Origin of the sequence: Paenarthrobacter sp. YIM B13468 (genome assembly GCF_042788025.1) — a bacterium.
Classification (GTDB): Bacteria; Actinomycetota; Actinomycetes; order Actinomycetales; family Micrococcaceae; genus Arthrobacter; species Arthrobacter aromaticivorans.
The window spans coordinates 121,774-132,601 of sequence record NZ_JBHZPI010000018.1; the positions used below are offsets into that span (position 1 = coordinate 121,774).

Below are 10,828 nucleotides of genomic sequence, written 5' to 3' on the forward strand. Positions count from 1 at the left end.
CCGCTTCGCTACAATTTTCGGTATGCCTAACATTTCGTTTCGGTGCGCCAAAGTTGTCCGCCGATTCGCTGCCCTACTGACCGCATCCGCTCTGGTGCTCGGGGTCTCCGCTTGCGGAGGGAATTCCTCCGCCGGAGGTGATGACAAGCCCGTTGTCCTGACCACCTTTACCGTGTTGGCCGACGTCGCCAAAAACGTCGCCGGTGACAAGCTCCGGGTGGAATCCATCACCAAGGCCGGGGCCGAAATCCACGGCTACGAGCCCACTCCCGGGGACATTCGCAAGGCTGCCCAGGCAGACCTCATCCTGGATAACGGTCTGAACCTTGAAGCATGGTTCTCCCAATTCGTGGAGGGGCTCGATGTGCCCCACGCCGTGGTGAGCGACGGCGTGAAGGTCATGCCCATCGCAGAAGACTCCTACCAGGGCAAACCGAACCCGCACGCATGGATGTCCCCCAGCAACGTCCAGATCTACGCCAACAACATGGCCAAGGCTTTCGCCAAGCTGGACCCGGCCCACGCCAGCGAGTTTGAAGCCAATGCCAAGGCTTACAACGCCAAACTGCAGACCGTCCAGGATGAGATGGTCTCCAAGCTCTCCGTACTGCCGGAAGCACACCGGGCGCTGGTGACCTGCGAGGGTGCATTCTCATACCTCGCCCGGGATGCCGGACTCAAAGAGGTCTACATCTGGGCCGTGAACGCGGAGCAGCAGGCCACGCCCCAGCAGATCGCGCGGGCCATCGAATTCGTCAAGGACAACCAAGTGCCGGCAGTGTTCTGCGAATCCACCGTCTCGGACGCCCCCATGCGGCAAGTCGTCGGTGCTACCGGGGCCACATTCGGTGGCGTCCTCTACGTGGACTCGCTATCAGAAGCAGACGGTCCTGTTCCCACGTATTTGGACCTTATCCGCCACGATGCGAAGACCATCACCACAGCACTGGCAGGAGGAGCGTCATGACCAGCCCCGCGATTGTCGTTGAGAATGTCACGGTCCACTACGGCGAGGTGCTGGCGCTGGACTCCGCATCCCTCACCCTGGACCACGCCAGAATCTGCGGTTTGGTCGGCATGAACGGCTCGGGCAAATCCACCCTGTTCAAGACCATCATGGGTATGGTCAAGCCCGATTCAGGCAGGGTCCTCATCAACGGTCACCCGCCCATGAAGACCCGCAAGGAGGCCGGCATAGGCTACGTCCCGCAGAGCGAGGATGTGGACTGGGCCTTCCCTTTGTCCGTCCGGGATGTGGTGATGATGGGCCGCTATGGGCACCTCGGATTCACCCGCCGGCCCCGGAAAGTAGACCGGGACGCCGTCGAACAGGCCCTGGAACGGGTGGAGCTTGGCGAGTTTGCCGACCGCCAAATCGGCCAGCTGTCCGGCGGGCAGAAGAAGCGTGCCTTCGTGGCCCGCGGCATCGCCCAAGGGGCCACCATGATGCTCCTGGATGAACCCTTCGCCGGAGTGGACAAGCGGTCCGAAGCCACTATTACCAGGCTGTTGCGCGAACTTGCCGCTGACGGCGCCACCATCCTCATCTCCACCCACGACCTCCACGCGCTCCCGCAACTCTGCGACGAAGCCGTGCTCCTGATGCGCAAGGTGCTGATGCATGGCAGCCCGGACGTGGTGCTGCAACCTGAAAATCTGGCCATGGCATTCGGCCTCGACGTCATGAACAGGGGCTAAGCCGTGGAATTCCTGCTTGAACCATTGAGCTACGACTTCATGGTGCGCGCCCTCGCCACCACGGCAATTGCCGCCGTCGTTTGCGCCGTCCTTAGCTGCTGGCTCGTTCTGATCGGCTGGTCTCTCATGGGCGACGCCGTATCTCACGCGGTGCTTCCCGGCGTCGTGCTCGCCTACATTGTGGGTGCGCCTTTCGCACTTGGTGCGTTGGTGTTCGCGTTGATCGCCGTGACGTTGATCGGGGTCGTACGGAACACAAGCCGGGTGAAGGAAGATGCGGCCATCGGCATCGTGTTCACTTCGCTCTTTGCGCTGGGCCTGGTGCTGATCTCCGTGACGCCGAGCCAAACCGACCTGAACCACATCATTTTCGGCAACCTGCTGGGCGTCAGCGTTCCTGACCTCATCCAGGTTGTGGTCCTTGGCGTAGTGGCTTTCGCGATCCTGATCCTCAAGCGCCGGGACCTCACGCTCTACGCGTTCGATCCCACGCATGCCCACGCCATTGGCCTGTCGCCCCGGCGGCTTGGAGCCCTGCTGCTCGGCCTGCTGGCGCTGACATCCGTGGTGGCTTTGCAAACCGTGGGCGTGGTGCTGGTGGTGGCCATGCTGATCATTCCCGGCGCCACCGCTTACCTGCTGACGGACCGGTTCTCCCGGATGCTGCTGATCGCCCCTGTCATCTCGGTAGTGTGCTCCATGACCGGCATCTACCTCAGCTACTACCTGGACACGGCATCAGGTGCCATGGTGGTGGTCACCCAAGGCGCCGTGTTCGCCGCCGTCTATCTGTTCAGTCCCAGGCAAGGACTAATTGGTACGCGCCTGGCGAAGGCCCGGCGCAAGCGGGCGGTGGCCGCGGCCTGACACTTGACGGGCGCCTGTTCTTGACGTGCAAGCGTTCGCCGGGCAGTCTGGAGCGATGAAGTCTTGAGAGCAGCCCTTCCATCCGGCTGCATCCCCAGTACCCCACAACGGCAGTACCCCAAGCGGTTTCCTGCCATTCACTGCGGACTTTGCGAGGACACCTCTTGACTGACCACCTTCACCTTTCCGGCGTTTCCCATGGCTACGGGGACCGCGAACTTTTCCACGGCGCTGATCTCACCATCGATCACGGCGAGCACGTTGCCGTTGTCGGAGAAAACGGGGCGGGCAAATCCACCCTTCTCCGCTTGCTGGCCGGCGTAGAAACGCCCGACGACGGCACGGCAGGTTTGGTGGGCAATGCCGGCTATCGCGTGGGTTATCTCGCCCAGACACACGGACTTCCGGCCTCGCTCACTGTGGGGGACGCCATTGACGCGTCGCTTACTGCGTTGCGGGCGCTCGAGGCCAGCATCACTGAACTCGAGCGGGACCTTGCGGATGCCGACTCCGAAACCCTGGAACGCTATGGAAGCCTGCAGACCCAGTACCAACTCCGTGAGGGGTATGCCGCCGAATCCCGGGTGGAAGCAGCGCTGGACCGGCTGGGGCTGGGAGGTCTGGACCGGCGTCGAACGCTTGGATCTTTGTCCGGCGGCGAGCAGGAGCGCGTGGCCCTTGCGTGCGTACTGGCCGATCCCGCCGAAGCCCTGCTCCTTGACGAGCCCACCAACCACCTGGACGCCAACGGCACGGCCTGGCTGGAGTCGAGGTTGGCTGCGCACCGAGGGACCGTTGTGGTGGTTTCGCACGACCGTGTCTTGCTGCGGAAGGTAGCCAGCACCGTCATCGAAGTCGACGCTGAACGCCGTTCGGTCAATCGGTACGGCAATGGTTACGAAGGTTACCTCCGCGAGAAAGCCGCCCAGCGAGCCCGTTGGGTGCAGCAATACGAGGAATGGCTCGACGCCATGGCCGCCGAACGGTTCCAGGCCGCCACGGTTTCGGGCGGCATGGGCTATGGCCGAGTGCGCGACAACGACAAATTTGCCACCGGCTTCAAAAAGGGCACCTGGCAGCGCGCAGCCACCAGCAAAGTGCGGAATGCCCAGGAACGCCTCCGACGGCTCGAAGAGAACCCCATTGACCGCCCACCCGTGCCGCTGAAGCTCGCCGCGCAACTTGACCTTCAGCTGGAGGAAGCTGCTGGACCGGCCATCGAAGCACACGGCATTGGCGTGCCCGGGCGCCTCAAGCCAACGGACTTCCGCGTCGAAACCGGGGAGAAGGTCCTCATCACCGGTCCCAACGGTGCCGGAAAATCAACGCTGGTTTCTGTGTTGGCCGGGACGCTGGAGCCCGCAGCCGGCACCGTGGCCGTTCAGGGCACGGTGGGGTACCTGCAACAGGAACTCGACGTACCGCCCCGTCCAGGCCTTCGGCTGCTTCCCGCGTTTGCCGCGGGACTGGGCGGAAACATCGATGAACACGCGGAGAACCTACTGCGCCTGGGCTTGTTTCGGCCTGCTGAATTTCACGTTCCCGTGGGCAGCCTCTCGGCCGGACAGCAACGCCGGCTCGCCCTGGCCAGACTGCTTCTGGGCAGTTACGAGACCCTGATCGTGGACGAACCCACCAACCACCTTGCGCCAGTGCTCGTGGAACAGTTGGAAGCTGCGCTCGCAGGCTTCGCCGGGACGCTGGTCATCGTGAGCCACGACCGCGCACTGGGGGAGTGGTTCGACCGCTGTGCCGCGGCCGGCTCGGTGGGTAGCTGGGTTCGGTACGGAATGCAGGATGGCGAGCTGCTCTAACCCGTCGGTGCCGCCCCTGCCGCCGGGGTGAGTTGTTCGCAAAGCGATCGTTACGCTGTGTCCTGCGAATGGAAACACGGCACCAAGCGTCCTGAAACATCGGCGGAGCACCATGGAGGGAAGCTGGCCGAAAGGATCTTTCCGTGATTTCCAAGAACCTCTTCCTCCAAGGCATTTTCCCGTTTGAGGGCATCGGTATGGAAAAGCCGGTTCCCCTTCATGGCGAGCTCGCGCACTTTGTCCCGGACGGCGTCGTGAACCAGACGCTCTACTTCCGCGGCGGTAACTCCAGCTCCGAACTCATCGCGGTTGTCCTCATGCGCGACGGCGTCCCGATGCGGTATTTCCCCATTGGGGCCAAAGGCGACGTGCACGTCCCGCTGCGGGTTGTGGAAGATATCGAGGGCGGCTCGATGATCGAGTTGTTCATCGCAGCGCCGGCCGGCGTCCGCGGTTCCGTGGTGGTGGACCTGGGCATGGTGGAGCACTGATGGCCAGGCGGCTGGTGGTCATCGGCAACGGCATGGCCGGTGCCCGCGCTGTGGAGGAGATCCTGGCCCGCAGTGGCGGAGACGCTTTCGACATCACCATGTTCGGCGATGAGCCGTACGGAAACTACAACCGCATCATGCTCAGCCACGTGCTGTCCGGCGAGGAAAGCGATGCGGACATCTTCCTTAACGCCCTGCCGTGGTATCAGGAAAACAACATCACCCTGCACGCCGGGGTCCGGGTGGATCGCATAGATAAGTACAGCAAACACGTCTTCGCGGCAGATGGCAGGGTGGTTCCCTACGATGTCCTGATCATCGCCACGGGAAGCCACTCATTCCTTCCGCCGATGGATGGCTTGTACACGCCCAGCGGGTCCGTGCGTCACGGGGTCTTCACGTTCCGGACCATGGATGACACCCGCAAGATGGTCCAGTTCGCCCAGCAGGAACATCACCGGCGGGCTCTGGTGATTGGCGGTGGACTGCTGGGGCTGGAGGCGGCCCGCGGCTTGCAGGCCTACGGTCTTGACGTGGCGGTGGTCCACTCCGGCGGTCACCTCATGAATGCGCAATTAGGGCCCGACGGCGGCGCAATACTGCGGCGAAGCGTGCAGGCGCTGGGCATCGAGGTCCATACAGGAAGCCGGACCAGCGCGGTGTTGGGCAAGGACCAGATCACCGGTGTGCGACTTCGCGATGACACAGAGCTGGGCTGCGACATGGTGGTTGTTACAGCCGGTATCCGGCCCAACGTGGATGTGGCGGTGGTGAGTGGACTGGCGGTTGAACGGGCCATCGTGGTGGATGACCACCTGCGCGTCATGGACGAAGAGGACATTTATGCCGTGGGGGAATGCGTTCAACACCGGGGCGAGGTTTATGGGCTCGTTGCTCCTTTGTGGGAGCAGGCCGCTGTTCTGGCAGACCAGATCACCGGCGTGGATCGTTCATCGGTTTACCTTGGATCCCGGACCGCCACCAAACTGAAGGTGGCCGGCGTCGACGTCGCTTCCATGGGCCTGCCGGGCCCGGAACTCGACACGGATGAGCATATTGTTTTCTCGGAACCGAGCCGGGGCGTGTTCAAGTCGATCGTGATCCGGGACAACAAGATGGTGGGCGCTACCCTGCTTGGTGACAGCCGCAAGGTTGCCTACTTGACGCAGGCCTTTGACCAGGGATTGCCGCTGCCGGAGGAGCGGCTCTCGCTGATGTTCGATCTCGGTTCGCCTGCAGAGGAGGAGGGCGTGGCAGAACTGGCTGACTCGGCGCAGGTCTGCAACTGCAACGGAGTCTCCAAAGGGGCACTTGTCTCGGCCGTGCAGGGTGGGTGCCGTTCGGTACCGGCCGCCATGGATGCCACCCGTGCAGGCAAGGGGTGTGGTGCATGCAAATTGCTGGTCACGCAGGTGGTGGAGTGGGCCGCCGATGGTGCCGTGGAAGATGACCCCGCAGCCAGCTACTACGTCCCAGGAATCCCGTTGGACAAGCCCGCGTTGATGTCCCGGATCCGGGAGCTTGGGCTGCGCTCGGTTTCGCAGGTCTTCGCGGCCCTGGCGCCGGACAGCGTGGAGGACGCCAAATCCAAGATGGGCCTGGCCTCGCTCATGAAGATGATGCTGGCGGAGAAGTACATTGACGAGCGCGACGCCCGCTTCATCAATGACCGCGTGCATGCGAACATCCAGCGCGATGGCACGTTCTCCGTGGTACCCCAGATGAAGGGTGGGGTGACCTCCGTGCAGCAGCTCCGGAGGATCGCCGACGTCGCGGAGAAGCATAAAATTCCCATGATCAAGCTGACCGGTGGTCAACGCATTGACCTCCTGGGCGTTGCCAAGGAAGACCTCCCCACAGTCTGGGCTGACCTGGACATGCCGTCCGGCTATGCCTATGGCAAGAGCTTCCGCACGGTAAAGACCTGTGTGGGGAAGGATTACTGCCGTTTTGGGACGGGTGATTCCACTGGTTTGGGCATTTCGATTGAGTCCCGCTTCCAAGGAATTGAGTCGCCGGCAAAACTGAAGCTCGCAGTTTCCGGGTGTCCGCGGAACTGTGCGGAGTCTTTGGTCAAGGACGTTGGCGTGGTGGCCGTGGAGGGTGGCCGCTGGGAAATCTACATCGGGGGAGCTGCCGGCGCCCACATCCGGAAGGGGGACTTGCTGGTCGCAGTGGATACGCCTGAGGAAGTCACACTGCTGGCGGGCCGTTTCATGCAGTACTACCGGGAAAACGCGAACTGGCTGGAACGGACATACGCGTTTGTTCCCCGGGTAGGGATTGAACGTATTCGCAGCGTCATCCTGGATGACTCCGAGGGCATCGCTGCCCGCTTGGATGCGGCGATGCAGGAGTCCGTGGACAACTACGTTGATCCGTGGAGTGAGCGCGATGATCCACCCACCCCTGGCCAATTCCGGACCTCGCTGCCCTTGACGGTGCTCCCGCAGGTGCCGGTCCGATGAAGATTTCACACGTCGTAGGTCCGGTGGACCAAATTCCGTTCGGCGAAGGCAGGGCGTTCGGGATCGACGGCGAGCAGGTTGCGGTCTTCCGGCTTCGGGACGGGAGCCTGCGGGCTGTCTCTGCGGTGTGCCCCCACAAAGGAGGCCCCATCGCGGACGGAACCATCGATCAGCGCGTGGTGATGTGCCTGCTCCACCAGCACTCGTTTGAGCTGGAAACCGGGTGTTCCACCACGGGAGCCAAGCCCCTGAAGACCTACGAAGTCTTCGCAGATGAGGGGCAAAACATCGTCGTCATTCCTTGAAGCAACCCGGGGTCACTTACGGCCCATCTGAGCGGCCAACATGGGCCGTAAGTGACCCCGCGTTGCTGTATTCAGGACGGGTGCTGTTGCCTGCGTCACGGGCATTCCCGTTAATCACGTAAGATAGACGGGTTGCGCGAACCTTCGGCGTTCTGCGTTCTTTGTCACACTTCGGGGTCCTCCAGCGAGGAAAGCTCGAATTTTGTGTGGCAAAGGTGCCCATGTTCCGGCATGAGCGTAAACACCTACAGCAATACCCCAACCCACAAGGAACAGCTGTGCCGCAAAGTACCCCCACAGATCTCCAGAACCCCACGGCCACACCCACCGCCGTCGGTTCCACCCTCAGCGCTGAGGGTTACCAGAAGACCCTGAGCCGGCGCCACGTCACCATGATCGCCATGGGTGGCGCAATCGGCGTCGGCCTGTTCATGGGCGCCGGCGGCCGCTTGGCCTCCACCGGTCCGGCCCTGATCTTCTCCTACGCAATCGCCGGCGTCATCGCTTACCTGCTGATGCGCGCGCTCGGTGAACTCATCATGTACCGCCAGACCTCGGGCTCGTTCGTGAGCTACGCCGGGGAGATGTTCGGCAAGAAAGGCGCCTTCCTTTCAGGTTGGATGTACTTCATCAACTGGGCCATGACAGGCATTGCCGAGCTCATCGCGATCGGCCTGTACTTCCAGTTCTTCTTCCCCAACGTTCCTGTTGAACTTTCCGCCATTGCAGCGCTGGTGCTGCTCGTGGCCGTGAATCTGTTCAGCGTCAAGGCGTTCGGCGAGTTCGAATTCTGGGCCTCCTGCCTCAAGGTCGCAGCCATCCTGATCTTCCTTGCAGTTGGCACCTTCATGGTTGTCACCAACGCGCAGGTAGGCACCGGCCACGCCTCGGTGGGCAACCTGTTCCACGAAGACGGCGGCATGTTCCCCAAGGGCGGCCTGGTCATGATCCTGGTCCTCAACGCCGTGATCTTCGCCTACAACGCAATCGAACTCGTTGGTATTACCGCTGGTGAGATGGAGAACCCGGAACGCGAAGTTCCCAAGGCGATCCGCGCCGTCGTGATCCGCATTATTGTCTTCTATGTCGGTTCCGTGATGCTGCTTGCGATGTTGCTGCCGTCGGACCAGTACAAGGCGGGCACCTCGCCGTTCGTAACCGTGTTTGGCCAGATGGGCCTCGGTTGGATGGGCGACGTCATGAACATGATCGTCATCACCGCCGCACTGTCCTCGTGCAACTCGGGCCTGTACTCGATCGGCCGCATCTTCCGGACCATGGCCAACAACGGACACGCCCCGCAGTGGCTCACCAAAATGTCCTCCCGCCACGTGCCGTACGCGGCCATCCTGGCGATCGGCGGTGTGTACCTGGCGGGTATCCTGCTCAACATCTGGCTGGGTGGCTCCCACGCGTTCGACCTCGCGCTGAACACGGCCTCCATCGGTGTGATCTTCACCTGGGGTTTCCATCTTCGCGAGCCAGATTGCCCTGCGGAAGAAGCGCGGCAACGTCTCCAGCCTGCCGATGCCCGGTTCGCCGTGGACCAGCTGGCTTGGCCTCGTTGCCTTGCTGGCCATCACCGTACTGATCGGCTTCGACACCATGACCGATAAGGCAACCGGCGAGGTCTTCCTGCTGGGTCTCTGGACCCTGGCGACCATCCCGTTCTTCGCCCTGGTCCTGTGGCTTGGCTGGCAGAAGGTCAAGAACAACGAGCCCAAGAGCGAGCTGTTCAGCTAAGGCTCTCTTACCAACGCTCGACGGCGGGTGCCTCCTTTCCGGGGGCACCCGCCGTTCGCGTGTCCCCGACCAACCGCCGGCTGAGAACAACCACTAATGCCAGTCAGTTGGGAGTGTCAGTGCCCCGGTCTAGGCTCGATGTATGGATCACACCACCACCCTGACGCAGCACATCAACGCCAGCCCGGAGAAAGTTTGGGCGGTCCTCTCGGACATTCCGGGCTCGGCCGGCACCCTTTCGGGCATCAACGCAATCCAGATGCTCAGTGAGGGTCCGTATGGGGAAGGCACCCGCTGGAAGGAAACCCGCACCATGATGGGCCGGCAGGAAACCGTGGAGATGTGGGTGTCGGAGACGGACCCGCCACGCAGCACCACAGTCAAAGCACTTCAGGGCGGCGCCGATTACACCACCCGCTTCAACCTGGCAGGGCGCGACGGCGGCACTGACCTCACGCTGACATTCGGCGTCGAGGTCCTTAAACCCACGCTCGTGAGCAAGGTCGCCATGGCCTTGTTCGGGAAGATAGGCATGAGTATTACCCGAAAGGCCCTCAGCAAGGACCTCGCCGAGATCGCTGCAAAGGCGGAATCCCTCTGATGGCGGCTGCAAAGGTGGCGGCCCCCAAGATCTCACCGGTGCGGTTGGAAGAACTGCGCGACGACGACGCCCCGGACTTCCAGCGTGGCGAACGGTATGACGGCATCAGGTTTACCCGCGTGTCTGCCGATGCGGAGGAACTGAGCGGTGCTGACTTCATCGAGTGTGAGTTCACGGGAGTCTCGTTCAACGAGGTCCAGTTGCGTGGCGCCACGTTCCGGGAGTGCATACTTGCGGAGCCGTATGCGCCCGTGTTCACTGCAGCACGGACTTCCTGGCAGGACGTGGAGATCAGCAATCCGAGGTGGGGGTCAGCCGAGCTGTACGAGGGCACGTGGCGTTCGGTGCGGATCGAGGGCGGCAAGCTGGACTACGTGAACTTGCGCGGTTCCAAGTTGATGGATGTCCAGATTTCCGACTGCATCATCAACGAGCTCGATCTGGGCGGCTGCACCGGTACCCGGGTGTCGTTGAAGAACTGCACCATCGGCACCCTGGACGTCACAGGTGCCAAGCTCAAGGACGTGGACCTGCGGAGCTCGGAATTCCGGGGGATCAACGGTTTGGCCGGGCTTGCCGGAGTTGTTATTGACGATTACCAGTTGAGTCTGATGGCCCCGTTGCTGGCTGGTCATTTGGGCATCCGGGTGGTCTGAGGCCCTGGCTGGGCTGCGGGGGAGATGACTTCATCTGTTGACCCGGACGGCAGGCCGTGTAATCTTTATAGAACGAACGGTCGGTATATTATTCCGTGCCGGTCCCTTTCACTTCGCGAAGGATGTTCTCATGGTCGAGGCTTTTCTTGTTGGCGGCGCACGGACGCCGGTTGGTCGTTACGGCG

Annotated in this window: 9 protein-coding genes and 1 pseudogene; all 10 read left to right on the forward strand. The window is 62.3% G+C overall.

What is annotated here, in order from left to right; genetic code table 11:
* Nucleotides 1-22 precede the first annotated feature (22 nt).
* The 10 genes and pseudogenes from ACFX4T_RS17330 to ACFX4T_RS17375 all read left to right on the forward strand — a co-directional run bounded on the left by ACFX4T_RS17330 (nt 23) and on the right by ACFX4T_RS17375 (nt 10,643).
* Nucleotides 23-967 carry a metal ABC transporter substrate-binding protein gene (locus tag ACFX4T_RS17330; protein ID WP_216926854.1) on the forward strand — a complete coding sequence of 315 codons (945 nt, stop codon included), beginning with the start codon at nt 23-25 and terminating at the stop codon, nt 965-967.
* On the forward strand, nt 964-1,698 hold the full coding sequence (locus tag ACFX4T_RS17335; protein WP_377652895.1) for a metal ABC transporter ATP-binding protein: 735 nt from the start codon (nt 964-966) through the stop codon (nt 1,696-1,698). Before ACFX4T_RS17330 ends, ACFX4T_RS17335 begins: the two co-directional genes overlap by 4 nt.
* A gap of 3 nt (nt 1,699-1,701) precedes the next feature.
* A complete protein-coding gene (locus ACFX4T_RS17340; protein ID WP_377652897.1) occupies nt 1,702-2,565 on the forward strand; it encodes a metal ABC transporter permease in 864 nt (287 codons plus the stop codon).
* Nucleotides 2,566-2,729: 164 nt separating this feature from the next.
* A complete protein-coding gene (locus tag ACFX4T_RS17345) occupies nt 2,730-4,379 on the forward strand; it encodes an ABC-F family ATP-binding cassette domain-containing protein (protein WP_377652899.1) in 1,650 nt (549 codons plus the stop codon).
* 143 nt (nt 4,380-4,522) lie between these two features.
* Nucleotides 4,523-4,870 carry a molybdopterin oxidoreductase gene (locus ACFX4T_RS17350; protein WP_216926857.1) on the forward strand — a complete coding sequence of 116 codons (348 nt, stop codon included), beginning with the start codon at nt 4,523-4,525 and terminating at the stop codon, nt 4,868-4,870.
* Nucleotides 4,870-7,338, forward strand: coding sequence for a nitrite reductase large subunit NirB (gene nirB / locus ACFX4T_RS17355; RefSeq protein WP_377652901.1), 2,469 nt, complete (start codon nt 4,870-4,872; stop codon nt 7,336-7,338). The genes ACFX4T_RS17350 and nirB overlap by 1 nt, the downstream gene beginning before the upstream one ends.
* Entirely contained in the window at nt 7,335-7,643 is a 309-nt protein-coding gene (locus ACFX4T_RS17360; RefSeq protein ID WP_377652903.1) for a Rieske (2Fe-2S) protein, read from the forward strand. The genes nirB and ACFX4T_RS17360 overlap by 4 nt, the downstream gene beginning before the upstream one ends.
* A 278-nt stretch (nt 7,644-7,921) precedes the next feature.
* Nucleotides 7,922-9,386, forward strand: a pseudogene (locus ACFX4T_RS17365) (amino acid permease).
* 142 nt (nt 9,387-9,528) lie between these two features.
* Complete coding sequence (locus ACFX4T_RS17370; protein ID WP_377652905.1) at nt 9,529-9,987, forward strand: SRPBCC family protein; 459 nt, start codon at nt 9,529-9,531, stop codon at nt 9,985-9,987.
* Nucleotides 9,987-10,643, forward strand: a complete 657-nt coding sequence (locus tag ACFX4T_RS17375; protein WP_377652907.1) for a pentapeptide repeat-containing protein — start codon at nt 9,987-9,989, stop codon at nt 10,641-10,643. Before ACFX4T_RS17370 ends, ACFX4T_RS17375 begins: the two co-directional genes overlap by 1 nt.
* Nucleotides 10,644-10,828 lie beyond the last annotated feature (185 nt).